Source organism: Massilia niastensis DSM 21313 (genome assembly GCF_000382345.1).
Lineage (GTDB): Bacteria > Pseudomonadota > Gammaproteobacteria > Burkholderiales > Burkholderiaceae_D > Telluria > Telluria niastensis.
The window spans coordinates 163,456-179,756 of the sequence record NZ_KB908077.1 but is presented as its reverse complement, the minus strand read 5'-3'; the positions used below and the strand labels follow the sequence as shown (position 1 = coordinate 179,756).

Genomic DNA, 16,301 nt, shown 5'->3' with positions numbered 1-16,301 from the left:
CGGCTTGTCCGTCCACGCGGGGACAGGCGGACGTCGCGTGAACGCGTGGGCAGAATCTGCCCACCCTACAGCATCAGCCGGGCCGCTGCCCCCTTCATCATCTCGTAGGGCACGGCGCCGCGCAGCTGGATCGCGTCCTCCCACGAGGCGTTGACCCTGCGCAGGAACATGATCGGCACCGCCGTCACACCCAGCGCGACCGCCAGTTTTTCATCGTCCAGCACCGCGGCGAGGTGGCGGCCATCGGCCAGCGCCGAGCGCAGCGCGTCCGCATCCAGGCCCGCTTGCGCGCCGATGGCGCACAGCACGTCGACATCGCCGATGTCGCGGCCCTCCTCGAAGAAGGCGCGGAACAGCGCTTCGTGCATGGGCGCGAAACGGCCCTGGGATTCGGCGTAGGCCGCGGCTTCGAGGGCCCGGCGGCTGCGCGGCTGCACCGGCGGCAAGGCCAGCTGCATGCCGCGCTCGCGCGCCATCGGGTAGACCGAGCGTTCCCAGGTCGTGTGCAGGTACTCGCCATCCGGGTCGAGCGTCGGCTTGGGGTCGGGACGCAGTTCGAAGGCGCGCCAGACGACATGCAGCTCTCCCGCCAGTTCTTCCTCGAGCCGGAGCAGCAGCGGCAGCTCGAGATAGCAGAATGGACAGACGTAATCGCTCCAGACGTCGATGCGCAGTTGTGGCGAGGTATTCATACGCCCATGCTACGCCGCCGTGCCGGCGGCAGGCGCACGAAATACCAGTCCGGTCCATCGCAGCCGCCATCCCAGGGCGTGCCCTGCGAACACATCGGTATGCCGACCTCATGGCTGTACTGTTAGTTTCAAAAATCCAGTGCTCTGTATCAAAGTTGCAACCGAAAGCCGCGATTTTTATTGCGATGTTTATAAACACGTTACACTAGAGATGCGTAGGATTGATCCTACCTCGGCCTGTCGAAACTCCGCGGCTGCATGGGAATTCCTGCGCTATTTGCAGTAAATTGCACTGACGCTAAGTAGGAGTCTTCCTACTTATTTTTTCCTGAGGTATGCGGAAGGCATGGAGCGCGTTGCGGCAAGATCGGCGCCAGTGCGGTATCGGGACGTAAGCGTTGGTAGTTTCGCCACAATCAGCAAGGTAAGGAGCCCTGCATGCCCGACGTTTTCTTCGCGTGCCGCCTGCGTGAACACGCAAGCCGCACCGCCATCGTCTGTCACGGCGGCAGGCGGCTGACCTATGCCGAACTGGCGGATGCGGTCGACGCCCAGGCGGCCGCGCTGGCGGGACCGGCGCGCCTGGTCATCGTGGAAGCCGAGAATACGGTCGAATGCGTGGTCGCCTACCTGGCCTGCCTGAAAGGCGGCCATCCGGTGATCCTGGCCGAGCCGGGGTCCACCGCCGCCGACGACCGCACCAGCGTCACCTACGGCGCCGCCCTGGTGTTCCGGCGCTCGGCGCAGGCCTGGGGTTTCGAGCAGCTCGCCAGCGCCCGTCCGGTGGCGCTGCATCCGGATCTCTGCATCCTGCTGTCGACCTCCGGCACCACCGGCAGCCCCAAGCTGGTGCGCCTGTCGCAGGCCAACATCGGGGCCAATGCCGCCTCGATCGCCGACTACCTCGGCATCACGCCGGACGACCGCGCCATCACCAGCCTGCCGCTGTACTACTCGTATGGGATGTCGGTGCTGAACTCGCACCTGCACGCGGGCGCCACGGTGCTGCTGACCGCGAGCTCGGTGGCCGATGCCGGCTTCTGGACCTTCTTCGAGCAGGAGAGGGCGACCAGCCTGTCCGGCGTGCCCTTCACCTTCGACCTGCTGGAGCGCATGGGTTTCCGTTCGCGCCACTATCCGTCCCTGCGCTACCTCGCCCAGGCCGGCGGGCGGCTGCCGGCCGAGCGGGTGAGCCTGTACGGACAATGGGCCGCGGCGGCCGGCAAGCAGATGTTCGTCATGTACGGGCAGACCGAAGCCGGCCCGCGCATGGCCTACGTGCCGCCGGCGCAGCTGCTGGACAACGTGGACGCGATCGGCATTCCCATCCCCGGCGGCAGCTTCGAGCTGGTGGGCGAGGACGGCGCGCCGGTCGGCGCCAGCGATACTCCCGGCGAACTGGTGTACCGCGGGCCGAATGTCATGATGGGCTATGCCGAGTCGGCGGACGACCTGGCCAGGGACAGCGGCCCGCGCGAGCTGCGGACCGGCGACCTGGCCTGCCGCAAGGCCAACGGCTGCTATGCCATCATCGGGCGCAAGAGCCGCTTCTCGAAGATCGTCGGCCTGCGCATCAGCCTCGACGAGATCGAGCGCTGGATCAACGGCTATGGGGTGCAGGGGATCGTCAGCGGCGACGACCGCCTGATCGTCGCCGCCGTCACCGACAGGGTCGATACGGACGACCTCAAGGCGCGCCTGGCGCAGCGTTTCTCGCTGCCCTCGTCGGCGCTGGCCGTGATCCGCCTCGCCGTCCTGCCGGTCCTGTCGTCGAACAAGTTCGATTACCGGGCGGTGCTGCGGCTCGGCCACGAGGCGGCTGAGCGCGCGCACGCCGCGCCGCGCTCGCTGGTCGAGGCCTACCGCGAGGTGCTCGGCAACGCCGACGTGCGGCCTTCGGACAGCTTCCTCGACCTGGGCGGCGATTCGATCAGCCTGGTCGAGCTCTCGCTGGCCCTGGAAAGCCACCTGGGCTTTGTGCCGGAAAACTGGGAAGCGCGCTCGATCGCGTCGCTCGAAGCCCTCCGGCAGGGCGCGCAGCCGGCGCCGGACGCCGCCGCCGCATCCCCCGCCAAGGGCGCGCGCAAGGGCAGCCTGCTCCAGGCCGGGCTGGTCATGCTCGGCCTGCTGGTGGCCGGCGAGGCGGTCTTGCAGGCGCGCTCGTACCTGAAGACGGGACGCAGCGCGCTGAACATGGTCACCAAGGGCAGCACCGTGGTGATGAACGAGAAGTACGGCGTGCGCACCTACCGTCCCAACATGAAGGACGAGAATCCGGACGACGGTCTCGAGTTCACCACCAATTCGCTCGGCTTTCGCAGCGCCGAGGTCCCGCTCAAGCCCGCCCCGGGCGAGCTGAGGATCGTGGTGGTGGGCGCGTCCACGGTGTCCGGGGCCTATGCCAAGACCAACGATGCGACCTTCCCCAGCCTGCTGGAGCAGCGGCTGCGGCGCGAAATGCCGGGCCGCCTGGTGAACGTCATCAATGCCGGGGTCGAAGGATACTCGGTGCGCGAGATGGACCAGCTGGTCGAGCGCGGCATCATCCCGCTGCAGCCGACGATGGTGCTGGTCTACGCCGGCTTCAACGACATGGCGAACATCTGCCGGGCCAGCGCCAAGGGCATCCCCGACCTGCAGCCGCTCCCGGCGCCCAGCCTGCCGCGCTGGGTCATGTCGCGCGAGCTGATCTCGAAGAACACCGTGCATTTGCGCGAGACGCCGGTGCGCGCCAGCGCGGTCGATCCGGAGAAGCATTTCCCGGACTCGTATGCGGCCAACCTGGACGGCATCGTGACCCGCTTGACGGCCGCCGGGATCGAACCGGTGCTCCTGACCGTGGCGCGGGCCTTCAAGCCCGGCGACGGCGAGGAGGGCAGGCGGCTGGCGACGACGGCGCTGTTCTACAACCACTGCCTCGATTACGAGGGCCTGAACAAGGCAGGTTCCCTGTTCAACCGCACCATCGCCGAAGTGGCCACGAACCACGGGGTAACCCTGGTGGACCTCGGCAACACGATGCCGGGAGGACCCAAGTACTTCGTCGATGCGGCCCACTTCACGCGCCTGGGCGAAGAGACCGCGTCGAGCATCATCTACCACGAGCTGTTCGAGAACACGGCGCTGGCGCATCGCATGAGCCCACTGGCCCGCAAATAAGAGGTCCGCATTGGATATCACCGGTTTTTCCTATCTCGTCTTCTTCGTCCTGGTGCTGGCCGGGCATCGCCTGCTGCAGGGAAGGCACGAGGCCCAGAAGCTGCTCCTGGTCGCGGCCAGCTATTATTTCTACGCCACGGTGGACTGGCGCTTCTGCGGCCTGCTGCTGGCGCTCACCGCGATCAATTTCGTCGCCGGTAACGCGGTGGCCCGGGCGCCGGACGCCGGCGCGGCCAGGCGCGCCATCACGGGTGCGGTCGTCCTCAGCATCAGCCTGCTGTGCTATTTCAAGTACCTGAACTTCTTCGGGGAGATGGTCAATTCGCTGTCCGCCTGGCTGGGCGCGGGCAGCCTGGTGCCCTTCGTGAACATCCTGCTGCCGGTCGGGATCTCGTTCATGACCTTCCAGGCGATCACCTATCCGATCGACCTGTATCACAGGCGCCTCGACAAGCCGTGCGGCGTGCTGGACTTCGCCATGTTCATGGCCTTCTTCCCGCGCCTGCTGTCCGGGCCGATCGTCACCGCCGCCTACTTCCTGCCGCAGCTGCGCGAACCGCATCCGCGGGTGAGCCGGGAGCAGGGCTTCGAGGGCCTGGCGCTGATCATGCGCGGGATCGTGAAGAAGGTGCTGCTCGCCGATACGCTCGGCGTCTGCCTGGTCGAGCCGGCGTTCGCCAACCCGGGCGGCTTTTCCTCGCCCTTCCTGTGGCTGGCGCTGTTCGGCTACAGCTTCCAGGTCTACCTGGACCTGAGCGGCTACACCGACATGGCGCGCGGCGCCTCGACCATGCTGGGCTATCGCCTGCCGGTGAACTTCAACCGGCCCTACCTGGCCACCAGCATCGCCAATTTCTGGCAGCGCTGGCACATCACGATGTCTTCGTTCTTCCGCAATTATTTGTACGATCCGCTGGCGCAGTCCGGCGTCGCGCCCACCTACGTCAATCTCCTGATCGTGTTCGTGGCCATCGGCCTGTGGCATGGGGCGGGATGGAACTTCGTCGTCTATGGCCTGCTGCACGGCTCGATGGTGGCGCTCGGCCATTTCCGCGACGAGGTCCGGGCCCGCAAGGGGAAAAGCGCGGTCGTCTACCGCGGCCACACGCTGCTGCTGCGGGTCGCCTTCATCTTCGTCGTCGTGGTGCTGACCCGGCTGCTGTTCCGCAGCGCCGACCTGGCGCTCGCCACCAGCTACATCGAGGGACTGTTCGTCTTCAGGGACGGCCAGTTCCCGGTCTCGGTGGCCGGCCTGCTGGCCCTGGGCGCGGCGGCGGCCCTGCATTTCACGCCGGTGCAGTGGCGCGACCAGTTCATGGCCTACGCGAACACCCGTCCGGCCTGGATGTTCGGTGCCGGCTTCGCCTCCATGCTCTACATGGTGGTGGCGATGACGCGCGGCACCGGGGGCTTCATCTACTTCCAGTTCTGAGCGGCCGGGCCGCCCGGCCCGGTCTCGCATCAACATGACTTCGTGCAGTAGGGCCGCGATCCGGGTGCCAGCACCAGGTCGTGACATGAAGAGGCAAGCCCGATGGTCCTTTACGGCTCCACGATCTTCATCTGGTCTTTGTTCATGCGCCCGCCGTGCACGGCAAGCCTGGCGAAAGCACGATCGATGTCGCGGAGGTCTGCCTCCGAGAGCCGGACATTGACGGCGCCGAGGTTCTCGGCAAGGTGGGCAGGATTGCGCGTGCCTGGAATGGGCACGATCCAGGGTTTTTGCGCCAGCAGCCACGCCAGCGCGATCTGCGATGGCGTGGCGTTTTCTTTCCTGGCGAAGCGATTCAACAGCTCCAGGATGGGAGCATTGGCTGCCAGATTGTCGGGAGAGAACCGGTCGAAACCGGAGCGCAGATCCGTTGTCGGGTCGAACCTGGTCCGTGCATCGATGCGGCCCGTCAGAAAGCCCATCCCGACGGGCCCCCATGGAACAAAGCCGATCCCGAGCTCTTCGCACACGGCGAGCACCCCGTTTTGTTCCGGGTCACGGTTCATCAGCGAGTATTCGGTCTGGATTGCGCTGACCGGCTGCACCTTGTGGGCTCGCCGGATCGTGTCCGGGCCAGCTTCGGACAGGCCAAAGTGCAAAACCTTGCCTTCCCGGATCAGCTCGGCGACGGCACCGGCGACATCCTCGATCGGCACCGATGGGTCCACACGGTGCTGGTAGTAGAGGTCGATACGGTCCGTAGCAAGGCGCTTCAACGACTCCTCGACCACTTTGCGGATATGTTTCGGCTGGCTATTCAAGCCTCCGTTCTTGATATCGAAGCCGAACTTGGTCGCGATGGCAACCTTGTCGCGGAACGGCGCCAAGGCTTCCCCGACCAGCTCTTCATTCGTGTACGGCCCATGCACTTCGGCCGTATCGAAAAAGCTGACGCCCCTTTCGTATGCTTCGCGAATGACCCGGATGCCCTGCGCCCTGTCCGCCGCCGGCCCGTAGTTTGCGCTGATGCTCATGCAGCCGGCGCCCAGGGCCGACACCTCCAGTTTGCCTAATTGACGCGTGTGCATCGTACGTTCTCCTTGTCGGGTGGTGTGGGCGGCGGCATTGCCCGCCTTGTCCTGCCGGCGCGGTCCTGCTGCCATGGCCAGTGGGGCAATTGCGAATGCAGCGCCGACAGCGACGCCCGTTTCGAGAAAGCCGCGGCGGCTCACACCTTGTGCCGCACTCCTGCCTTGCCTGGTATTGTCCTCGGTCGTCATGGTGCTTCCTTCAAAAATGCTGTTTCACTTGAGAGCAGCGTCCGTCCAGTGTGGCAGGCCGATGCCGCCATGCGTTTGCCGGATTCGCGCCAGTTATTGCACATTCCAACGAAGCGCCCACGTCGCCGGCAACCGGGACGATGCGCGATGCTAGACTTCAGAGGATCAATCATTCAGTAGAAATTACCGATGAACCGAAGTACGAATGAGGCGGCGGGGGCGAACACGATCGAGGTACTGGCCCGCGAAATCAGCCGGGTGACGCGGACCAACGGTGACCATGTCACCACAGTGCCCGGCTTGACGCTCCATCGCCGCAGCGTGGCGGCGTCGCCGATGCCCTGCATCTACGGATTCGGCCTGGGGGTCATTGCGCAGGGGAGCAAGCAGGTGATGCTGGGCGAGAAGGTCTACGAATACACACCCGGCGACGCAATGCTGACCACTGTCGACCTGCCGGTCGTGTCGAACGTCACAGTGGCCAGTACGGAAGCGCCCTTCCTTGGCTTGATGCTGTCCATCGATCGACGCATCGTTTTGCAACTGGCAGCCGATATGAACCTGGATCAGGCGCCCAAAGAATGCGCCTACCAGTCCATTGCCTTCAAGGCGCTCGACCCCGCGGTGCTTGCTTGCCTGATCAGACTGGTTCGCCTGACCGACGAAGCTTTGTTGGCGCCTTTTGTCGCACCACTTGTCCAGCGGGAGATTGTCGTCCGCTTGCTGACTGGCGCGTTCGGCCCGCTGCTGCGGCACGTGGTTGCCACTGGCTCGCCAAGCCAGCAGATTTCAAAGGCCGTGAACTGGCTGAAACAGCATTTCTCGCATGCGCTGCGCGTTGACGAGCTTGCTGCGAGCGTCCACATGAGTCCGTCCACTTTCCGCCTGCATTTCCGCAACGTGACAGGGATGAGTCCTCTGCAATATCAAAAGCAGTTACGGCTGCAGGAGGCGCGCCAACTGATGCTGAGCCAGGACATGGATGCGGGCAGCGCCGGCGTGCGGGTCGGGTATGACAGCGCCTCCCAGTTCAGCCGCGAATATGCCAGGCTGTTCGGTGCGCCGCCATTGCGGGACATCCAGCGCATGCGTCTTGAACATGAGGTAAGTAGCGCCACAGGATGGAAGATCTGAGCAGCCCGGCCGCATGGCCGGACTGCCGATGCGGTTCAGAAGGCGACGTGCAGCTGCGCGTAAGCAGTGCGCGGCGCGCCGGCCATGCGGCCTGCATTGCCGTCCACATTGCGCGTGTAATAGCGCTTGTCGGACAGATTGTTCACCCCGACCGCGATGTCGACATCCGGCTTGCCGGCCGGTTTCCATACCAGCTGTGCGTTCCACAGGCGGAAGCCCGGAATCTGGCCCACGCCGCCATTGGCTGCTTCGGCCACGGTGTTGGCGGCATCCGAATACTGCTTGCTCTGGTGGGTGCTGGACAGGTTCACGGTCCAGGCGCCGATGCGGTAGCGCGCGCCCACGGTGTCGGTATTACGCGAGTAGAACGGCACGTCCAGGCCGGCGGTGGCGCCCGATTCCTGGATCGCCTTGGTATAGCTGTAGTTGGCGAACACGTTCAGGCCGGCCAGCGCGCCGGCATCGTCGAAGCTGTAGTCGACGGCCGTTTCCACGCCCTCATGCTTGGTCGCGCCGAGGTTCCGGAACAGGGGCGGCACGCTGCCTGGCACCTGCAGGATCTGGTTGTCGAATTTCAGGCGGAAGACCGTCATCTCGGCGCTGACGGCGCCGCTCTTCCAGCGTGCGCCCAACTCGGACGTCTTGGCCAGTTCCGGCTTGAGCGGAGTGGCAGAGGTCTGCGAATTGAGCTGCGTGTTCTGCACCGGGCCGAAGGACGTGCCGTAGTTGGCAAACACGGTGAGCGCCGGATTCACCAGGTAGGCCACGTTCAGCGAAGGCAGGTACTTGTCGTTCTCGGTACTGAAGGTCGAGTTGGCGGCGGCGCCGACGCGGTCCGAGCGGATGCGCTCGAAGCGGATGCCCGGCGTGATGCGCCAGGCGCCGACGGCGATGCGGTCATCGATGTACACGGAATGCGCATCGGTGGCGTTGTCGAAGGTCGTGGCTGCGCCGTTCACGCCGGTGGCGACATTGCGCACGAAGTTATTGTCGTCGCCGCGCTCGCGCAGGAAGCGGTAGCCGACGGTCACGTCGTGGGTGAGGCCGGCGGCGGCGAAGCGCTGCGTATAGCGCGGCTCGATGCCCAGCACCTGGTAGTTGCGCGGCTGGACGGTGATCTGGGTCCTGGCCGCGTTGATCAGCGAGCTCTGGCGGGAACTCTCGTTGTAGTAAGCCTTGATCTCGAATTCCTGCGTGGACGAAATCGTGTTCAGGTAACCGATATCCGCGCCCTTGCGGTCGCCGTCCCAGAAGTCGGTGGGGCGGGTGTTCTGGAATGGATTGGCGTTGAACTGCGCCACGGTCAGGCCGCCCGGGGTCATCGACTTCACGTCGAAGTAGGTCAGCTTGCCGTAGATTTCACTGTGCGGATTCAGCTTGTAGCGAACCTTGAGCGCGACATCGTTGACCTTTTCATCGCTGCCCGCGCGCCACCCGCTGCCGTCCAGGCCCGAGTACAGCAGGGCCAGGCCGAGGCCGTTATCCAGCTGGGTGCCGAGGAAGGCGCTGTACTGGGTATTGTGGCCGCCTTCGCTGAAGTGGTTGTAGCGCACGGTGGCGTCGCCGGCGAAGCCGGGAACATCCGGAATCGAACGGCTGCGGAAATTGATGATGCCGCCCACGTTTTGCGGACCATAGCGCACCGCGCCGCCGCCGCGCACCACGTCCACCGACTCGATGTTATTCAGGCTGACCGGCGCGAAGGACAGCTGCGGCTGGCCGTAAGGCGCCACGGCCAGCGGGATGCCGTCCAGCAGGATGGTCGAGCGGGGCGAATAGCGCCCGGTCAGGCCGCGCACGCCGATATTCAGCGAAATCGTGCTGCCGGCGGTGCCCGAATTATCGGTAGCCTGCACGCCGGGGATGCGGCGCAGCACGTCGCCGATGGTGGCGGCGCCGGTACTGTCGATATCTTCCCTCTGCATCACGGTGCGCGCGCCCGCGAAGTTCTTCACGCTGTTCTGCAGGCCCGAACCCAGCCAGTTGCCCGTGATCTGCACGGTTTCGATCGGCGCGGCGGCGCCTTCCGCCTCTTGCGCGTGCAAGGCAGGAGCGGCCAGCAGCGCTACGGCGGCGGCGATGATCGATCGTTTGGCGGGGATGGCATGAAGGCAGCGGTTCGGCATGGCAAGAAAATCTGGACAGGTAAATACGAATGATAACACTTCTCATTTACACGTGGCCAGACTTCCTTGCAGAAAACCGCTGGTGGGGTATTGGGATCAATCAAAGGACGGCAGCGGGTGTCCGAATGACAGACCTGACCCTGATGTTCACATCAGGATCACGTCGTACTGTTCCTGGTGATAGCCCTTCTCGACCTGCAGCGAAATGCGCTTGCCGATGAAGTCGCCCAGCATGGCCAGGTGCTGGGACTCTTCTTCCAGGAACAGGTCGACCACTTCCTGCGAGGCGACGATGCGGAACTCGCGCGGGTTGAACTGCTTGGCTTCGCGCAGCAGTTCGCGCAGGATCTCGTAGCAGATGGTGCGCGAAGTCTTGACCTGGCCCTTGCCGCTGCAGGCCGGGCAGGGCTCGCACAGGATGTGGGCCAGCGATTCGCGGGTGCGCTTGCGCGTCATCTCGACCAGGCCCAGCGCCGAGAAACCGCTGACCGAGACCTTGGTGCGGTCGCGCGCCAGCGTCTTCTTCAGTTCGGCGAGCACCGCGTTGCGGTGCTCGTTGTTTTCCATGTCGATGAAGTCGAGGATGATGATGCCGCCCAGGTTGCGCAGGCGGAGCTGGCGGGCGATCGCGTGCGCCGCCTCCAGGTTGGTCTTGAAGATGGTGTCGGCGAAGTTGCGCCCGCCGACGAAGCCGCCGGTGTTGACGTCGATCGTCGTCATCGCCTCGGTCTGGTCGACGATCAGGTAGCCGCCCGACTTCAGGTCGACGCGCCGTCCCAGCGCGCGCAGGATTTCTTCTTCCACGCCGTACAGGTCGAACAGCGGGCGCTCGCCGGTGTAGTGGGTCAGGCGCGCCAGCACGCTCGGCGTGTACACCTTGGCGAATTCGACCAGCATCAGGTAGTTTTCGCGCGAATCGACCTGGATGGTCGCGGTCTCGTCATGCACGAAGTCGCGCAGCACGCGCTGGGCCAGGTTCAGGTCCTGGTAGAGCAGGGTGGTGGGCGGGCGGGTGCGCGCGCCCTGGACGATCGCGGCCCAGGTCTTGCGCAGGTAGTCGATGTCGGCCTGCAGGTCGGCGTCGGAGGCTTCCTCGGCCTGGGTGCGCACGATGTAGCCGCCTTTTTCCTCGGCCGGCAGCAGGTTCTGCATGCGGGTGCGCAGCAGTTCGCGGTCGGATTCCTTCTCGATCTTCTGCGAGATGCCGATGTGGTGGTCCTGCGGCAGGTAGACCAGCATGCGGCCGGCGATCGAGATCTGGGTCGACAGGCGCGCGCCCTTGGTGCCGATCGGGTCCTTGATCACCTGGACGGTCAGCACCTGGCCGTCGAACAGCAGCTTCTCGATCGGGGTGGGCGGGGCGTTCCCGCCTTCGTGGCTGCGCGCTTCCCAGATGTCGGCCACGTGCAGGAAGGCGGCGCGTTCCAGGCCGATGTCGATGAATGCCGATTGCATGCCCGGCAGCACGCGCACCACCTTGCCCAGATAGACATTGCCCGCCAACCCGCGCGTGAGCGTGCGCTCGATGTGCAGCTCCTGTACCGCGCCCTGCAGGATCAGCGCCACGCGCGTTTCCTGCGGGGTGATGTTGATGAGGATGTCTTCGTTCATGGAACCCGGCCGTGCGTTATTGTTCAGGGTGTAGATGATACACGCTGGTGAACGGTCGTGCGTTTGGCGTTGCCGGGGAAGAACCGGGCGCAGCGCCCGGCAAGATTCAGACCGGGAAACCCGCCTTGCGCAGCAGGGTGGCGGTCTCGAACAGCGGCAGGCCCATGATGCCCGAGTGGCTGCCCTCGATGTGCTCGATGAAGATCGCCGCCGGGCCCTGGATGCCGTAGCCGCCGGCCTTGTCGTAGGGTTCCGGGGTGGCGCAGTAGGCGCGGATCTGTGCGGGCGTCAGCGTGGCGAAACGCACGTTCGACACCTGGGTGAACTGCTCCGCCACGTCCATGCCGTGCACCGCCACCGCGGTCAGGACCTGGTGGGTGCGGCCGGACAGGCGTTCCAGCATCGCCATGGCTTCCGCGGGGCTGGCCGGCTTGCCGAGGATCTCGCCGTCGATGGTGACGGTGGTGTCGGCCGACAGCACCGGGCGCAGCGGCTGGCGGCGCATCAGCAGGATATTCCAGGCGAAGGCGCCTTTTTCGCGAGCAACGCGCGCCACGTAGTCGTGCGGGGCTTCGCCCGGGTGCACGTCTTCGCTGACGTCGACGCCGCGCGCCGGATCGCTGCGCAGCGCCAGCAGTTCGAAGTCGACGCCGATCTGGCGCAGCAGTTCGCGGCGCCGCGGGCTCTTCGAGGCGAGATAGATTTTCTTGTCGGTGGATTTCGTCGGCATGGAATCAGACGCGGTGATACGGATGGTTCTGGGTGATGGTCCAGGCACGGTACAACTGTTCCGCCAGCATGACACGCACGATTCCGTGCGGCAGTGTCATGCTGGAGATGCGGATCATGCCTTCGGCGCGCGCCTTCAGCGCGGGATCGAGTCCGTCCGCGCCGCCGATCAGGAAGGCCGTGTCGCGGCCATCCTGCTGCCACTGCTCGAGCTGCTGCGACAGCCCGACGCTGGTCAGGTCCTTGCCGCGTTCGTCGAGCGCGATGATGCGCACGTTCTTCGGCAGCACGGCCTCGATGCGCTCGCGTTCGAGCGCCATCGCGGTGGCCGCGGTCTTGCTTCCGGAGCGCTCGACCGGCTTGACTTCCTTGAGCACGATGCGCAGCTCGGGCGGCATGCGCTTGGTGTATTCGGCGAAGCCGGTCTCGATCCAGGCCGGCATCTTGTGGCCGACCGCGGCAATGATCAACTGCATCGATGCTTACTCGGCGGCCTTCTTCACGCGGCGGATCACCTTCTTCACCGGTTCGCCTTCGGCAGCCGGAGCGGCGGCCTTGGCGGCGCGCTTCGGCGGCAGGGCCTTCAGCGCCTTGACGGCGGCGGTTTCGGTCTTGGTCGGCGCCACTTTCACGGTCTTGCCGACCGGGACTTTCTTGGCGGCGGCTTTCTTGGCAGCCGGTGCGGCGCCGTCGGCGGTCTTCCTGGCGCGGGTCTTCGGCGCTGCCGGCTCTTCGCCCTTGCGCTCGCGCACCGGCTTGGCTGCCGGCTGCTCCTGGTTGGCGGCCAGGTGCTTCGACTTGACCTTGCCTTCGGCGGCCTCGGCTGCTTCCGGGGTCGACTTGCGCTTGGCGGCGCCCAGCTTGACCGGCTTCTCGCCCCAGATTTCTTCCAGGCGGTAGTACTGGCGGATGGCCGGCTGCATGATGTGGACGATCATGTCGCCCAGGTCGACCAGCACCCATTCACCGGTGTCCTCGCCTTCCAGGCCGACGACGTCGCCGCCTGCCGCCTTGATCTTGTCGCGCACCGAGGCGGCCAGCGCCTTGGTCTGGCGGTTCGAGGTGCCCGAGACCACCGCGATGCGATCGAACAGGCTGGTCAGGTGGGTCGTGTCGAACAGTGCGATGTCCTGGCCCTTGACGTCTTCCAGGGCGTCCACGACCAGGGTTTGCAGTTTCTTGATATCCATTATGTTGTTTTGTATAGGTTATGTTGTTGAATATAGTCTAGCACTTGCGCCTTTACGAGCGCGCTTGCGTCCGCACCAAGACGCAAGGCTTCCCGGATCCGTGTGGCGGAAATATCCACCGCCAGCGTGTGTGCGAGACAGACCTTGCCGTACGGCGCAGTGCGTACTTCGTCCGGCGTTGCAAGCCGCCCGGACAGTTCTTGAGCCACCGCCTCCGGCAGCGCTTCGCGCGCCAGGTCGTAGCCGGGGCGCGCCGCCACCCCGAGGTTGGCCAGCGCGAACAGCGTCCGCCATTCGCGCCAGGTGTCGAGTTTCATCAGCTGGTCGGCTCCCATCAGGAACACGATCGAGGCTGCGGGGCCGAGTTCGGCGCGCAGCGCGCGCAGGGTCTCGACCGTATAGGTGGGCCGTTCGCGTTCGATCTCCTGGAGGTCGATCGTGACGGCGAAGGGCAGGTCGCGGAACGCCAGTTCCAGCATGGCGACGCGGTCGGCGTCGCTGGCCTGCAGGCCGCTTTTCTGCCACGGCCGCCCGGCCGGCAGGATGCGCAGCTGGTCGGGACGCAGCAGGGCGCCAAACAGTTCGGCCAGCGCGACGTGGCCGTGATGCACCGGATCGAAACTGCCGCCCAGTAAAGCGACGCAGAAGGTCACGGCGCCAGCCAGTCCCGGTGCACGAGGAAGTCGGTGTACAGCTGCGCTTCCGCGCTGCCCGGTTCCGGATGCCAGTCGTAGCGCCATTTCACGATCGGCGGCATCGACATCAGGATCGCCTCGGTGCGCCCGCCCGACTGCAGGCCGAACAGGGTGCCGCGGTCCCACACCAGGTTGAACTCGACGTAGCGTCCGCGGCGGTAGGCCTGGAAGTCGCGTTCGCGTTCGCCGTAGGGCTGGTCCTTGCGCGCTTTCAGGATCGGCAGGTAGGCGTCCAGGAAGCTGTCGCCCACGCTCCGCACCATCGCAAACGACTGGTCGAAGCCCGCTTCGTTGAAGTCGTCGAAGAAGATGCCGCCCACGCCGCGCGGCTCCTTGCGGTGCTTGATGGTGAAGTAGTCGTCGCACCACTTCTTGAAGCGCGCGTGCAGGCTGTCGCCGAAAGGCGCGAGCGCATCGTGGCAGACCTGGTGGAAGTGGCGCACATCGACCTCGTTGCCGTAGTACGGGGTCAGGTCCATGCCGCCCCCGAACCACCAGACCGGATCCTTGCCCTCGGCAGTGGCTTCGAAGAAGCGCACGTTCATGTGCACGGTCGGCGCATAGGGATTGCGCGGGTGCAGCACCAGCGACACGCCCATCGCTTCCCAGGCCCGGCCGGCCAGTTCGGGACGCGCGGCCATCGCCGACGGCGGCAGGCTGGCGCCCGTCACGTGCGAGAAGTTCACCCCGCCGCGTTCGATCACATTGCCTTCCTCGATCAGGCGCGAGATGCCGCCGCCGCCTTCGGGGCGCTCCCAGGTGTCGCGCAGGAAAGGCTTGCCGTCGACTTCTTCGAGAGCTTGCACGATGCGTGCCTGGAGCTCGAGCAACCAGGCTTTGACTGCGGCTGGGGAAGGGGAGGACATGCGTCTGGAATAGGAAACGAAAAATGGGCAGATTGTACACTGCCCGGGGATGTTATTACATCCGGCGTTCGATCAGGGCGCCATCTGGCCGGCGGCCCGTCCTTCGATTACTTCACGCCACGCCACCCGATATCGCGGCGATACTGCGCCCCGTTGAAGTGGATTTTCTCGACGGTGTCGTAGGCCTGCTTCTGCGCCATCCGCACGCTGTCGCCCAGGCCCACCACGCACAGCACGCGTCCGCCGCTGGTCTGCAGCGTACCGCCCACCAGCTGGGTGCCGGCGTGGAAGGTCACGCATTCCGGCGTCTCCTGCGGGATGCCGTCGATGATGTCGCCCTTGCGCGGGCTGTCCGGATAGCCTTCGGCGGCCATCACCACGCCCACGGCGGTACGGCGGTCCCATTCCAGTTCGACCGCGTCGAGGCTGCCGTTGCAGGCGTGGTCGAGCACGGTCAGGAAATCGGTCTTCAGGCGCGCCATGATCGGCTGCGTTTCCGGGTCGCCCATGCGGCAGTTGAATTCCAGGGTGCGCGGGTTGCCGTCGGCGTCGATCATCAGGCCGGCGTACAGGAAGCCGGTGAACGGGATGCCGTCGCGGGCCATGCCCTGGATGGTCGGGTGGATGATCTCGCGCATCACGCGCGCATGCATCGACGGGGTGACGATCGGGGCCGGGGAATAGGCGCCCATGCCGCCCGTGTTCGGGCCCTGGTCGTTGTCCTTCAGGCGCTTGTGGTCCTGGCTGGTGGCCAGCGCCAGCACGTTCCTGCCGTCGCACATGACGATGAAGCTGGCTTCCTCGCCGGCCAGGAATTCCTCGATCACGATGCGCGCGCCGGCGTCGCCGAAGCGGTTATCCGACAGCATGTGGTCGACCGCCTGGTGCGCTTCGTCGAGCGACATCGCCACCACCACGCCCTTGCCGGCGGCCAGGCCGTCGGCCTTGATCACGATCGGCGCGCCGTTGGCGTCGATGTAGGCGTGCGCACTGGCCGCATCCGAGAAGGTCTGGTACTTCGCGGTCGGGATGCCGTGGCGCTGCATGAAGGCCTTGGCGAAGTCCTTCGAGCTTTCCAGCTGCGCCGCTTCGCGGGTCGGGCCGAAGATCTTCAGGCCGCGCGCGCGGAACAGGTTGACGATGCCGGCCGCCAGCGGGCCTTCCGGACCCACCAGGGTCAGGGCCACGCCTTCGGCCACGACGAAGTCGGCCAGCGCCGCCGGATCGGTGATCTCGACGTTCACCAGGCGCCCATCGCGCGCGGTGCCGCCATTGCCGGGTGCGACGAACACCGTCTGCACACGTTCCGATTGGGCCAGTTTCCACGCCAGGGCGTGTTCGCGGCCGCCCGAGCCGACTACGAGGATTTTCATGTGAGTTTTCGGTT

General features: G+C 65.6%; 13 protein-coding genes. 3 read left to right on the top strand and 10 right to left on the bottom strand.

The window, feature by feature from the left end:
* Positions 1 to 65: 65 nt before the first annotated feature.
* The gene (locus tag H162_RS0102035) at positions 66 to 692 is read right to left on the bottom strand and encodes a DsbA family oxidoreductase (protein WP_020651774.1); all 627 of its coding nucleotides are present in this window, start codon (positions 690 to 692) and stop codon (positions 66 to 68) included.
* A 438-nt stretch (positions 693 to 1,130) separates the two neighbouring features.
* Between H162_RS0102035 and H162_RS32470 the strand changes: the two genes are divergently transcribed.
* Both H162_RS32470 and H162_RS0102025 read left to right on the top strand, forming a co-directional pair.
* Positions 1,131 to 3,851, top strand: coding sequence for an AMP-binding protein (locus H162_RS32470; protein WP_051109860.1), 2,721 nt, complete (start codon positions 1,131 to 1,133; stop codon positions 3,849 to 3,851).
* A gap of 10 nt (positions 3,852 to 3,861) precedes the next feature.
* Positions 3,862 to 5,283: an MBOAT family O-acyltransferase gene (locus H162_RS0102025; protein ID WP_020651773.1), complete on the top strand. Its 1,422-nt coding sequence runs from the start codon at positions 3,862 to 3,864 to the stop codon at positions 5,281 to 5,283.
* Positions 5,284 to 5,393: 110 nt separating this feature from the next.
* Here H162_RS0102025 and H162_RS0102020 read toward each other — a convergent pair whose 3' ends face one another.
* The gene (locus H162_RS0102020; protein ID WP_020651772.1) at positions 5,394 to 6,371 is read right to left on the bottom strand and encodes an aldo/keto reductase; all 978 of its coding nucleotides are present in this window, start codon (positions 6,369 to 6,371) and stop codon (positions 5,394 to 5,396) included.
* Positions 6,372 to 6,752: 381 nt separating this feature from the next.
* Between H162_RS0102020 and H162_RS0102015 the strand changes: the two genes are divergently transcribed.
* Complete coding sequence (locus H162_RS0102015) at positions 6,753 to 7,697, top strand: AraC family transcriptional regulator (protein ID WP_020651771.1); 945 nt, start codon at positions 6,753 to 6,755, stop codon at positions 7,695 to 7,697.
* Positions 7,698 to 7,732: 35 nt separating this feature from the next.
* Here the strand turns inward: H162_RS0102015 and H162_RS0102010 are convergent, their stop codons facing one another.
* From H162_RS0102010 to purD, 8 genes are all read right to left on the bottom strand, one after another.
* Positions 7,733 to 9,823 carry a TonB-dependent receptor family protein gene (locus H162_RS0102010; RefSeq protein ID WP_020651770.1) on the bottom strand — a complete coding sequence of 697 codons (2,091 nt, stop codon included), beginning with the start codon at positions 9,821 to 9,823 and terminating at the stop codon, positions 7,733 to 7,735.
* A 147-nt stretch (positions 9,824 to 9,970) separates the two neighbouring features.
* Positions 9,971 to 11,434, bottom strand: a complete 1,464-nt coding sequence (rng, locus tag H162_RS0102005) for a ribonuclease G (protein ID WP_020651769.1) — start codon at positions 11,432 to 11,434, stop codon at positions 9,971 to 9,973.
* Positions 11,435 to 11,540: 106 nt separating this feature from the next.
* A complete protein-coding gene (locus tag H162_RS0102000) occupies positions 11,541 to 12,164 on the bottom strand; it encodes a Maf family protein (protein WP_020651768.1) in 624 nt (207 codons plus the stop codon).
* A gap of 4 nt (positions 12,165 to 12,168) precedes the next feature.
* A complete protein-coding gene (gene rlmH, locus H162_RS0101995; RefSeq protein ID WP_020651767.1) occupies positions 12,169 to 12,639 on the bottom strand; it encodes a 23S rRNA (pseudouridine(1915)-N(3))-methyltransferase RlmH in 471 nt (156 codons plus the stop codon).
* Between the two features lie 6 nt (positions 12,640 to 12,645).
* Positions 12,646 to 13,353 carry a ribosome silencing factor gene (gene rsfS, locus H162_RS0101990; RefSeq protein ID WP_020651766.1) on the bottom strand — a complete coding sequence of 236 codons (708 nt, stop codon included), beginning with the start codon at positions 13,351 to 13,353 and terminating at the stop codon, positions 12,646 to 12,648.
* Positions 13,353 to 14,006: a nicotinate-nucleotide adenylyltransferase gene (locus H162_RS0101985; protein ID WP_020651765.1), complete on the bottom strand. Its 654-nt coding sequence runs from the start codon at positions 14,004 to 14,006 to the stop codon at positions 13,353 to 13,355. The genes rsfS and H162_RS0101985 overlap by 1 nt, the downstream gene beginning before the upstream one ends.
* Positions 14,003 to 14,914 (bottom strand): oxygen-dependent coproporphyrinogen oxidase, encoded by a 912-nt coding sequence (gene hemF / locus H162_RS0101980; RefSeq protein ID WP_026354120.1) that lies wholly within the window; start codon positions 14,912 to 14,914, stop codon positions 14,003 to 14,005. Before hemF ends, H162_RS0101985 begins: the two co-directional genes overlap by 4 nt.
* Positions 14,915 to 15,021: 107 nt before the next feature.
* Entirely contained in the window at positions 15,022 to 16,287 is a 1,266-nt protein-coding gene (purD, locus tag H162_RS0101975; protein WP_020651763.1) for a phosphoribosylamine--glycine ligase, read from the bottom strand.
* Positions 16,288 to 16,301: the final 14 nt, after the last annotated feature.